The following is a 243-nucleotide window of genomic DNA, read 5'->3' as shown; positions in this document are numbered from 1 at the left end:
ACGCTGGATACCATCAACGACACCTTAACCACCGCGTGGGGCTCACCTCACGTCAATGCCTTCCCCGATCGCGGTCGCGTGAAGAAAGTCTACGTGCAGGCGGCGGCAGAGTGCCGCATGCTGCCGGAAGACGTAAATAAGTGGTATGTGCGCAACAACAGCGGCGGCATGGGGCCCTTCTCTGCCTTCGCCACCAGCCACTGGCGAACCGGTTCACCGCGCCTGGCGCACTACAACGGTTAC

Annotated in this window: 1 protein-coding gene; it reads left to right on the top strand. The window is 61.7% G+C overall.

What is annotated here, in order from left to right:
* A partial coding sequence (locus tag KVT28_RS26310) for an efflux RND transporter permease subunit (protein ID WP_217551230.1) occupies positions 1-243 on the top strand: 243 nt, incomplete at both ends.

Origin of the sequence: Pantoea sp. GbtcB22 (genome assembly GCF_019091025.1) — a bacterium.
Classification (GTDB): Bacteria; Pseudomonadota; Gammaproteobacteria; order Enterobacterales; family Enterobacteriaceae; genus Pantoea; species Pantoea leporis.
This window is presented reverse-complemented; position numbering and strand designations above follow the sequence as displayed.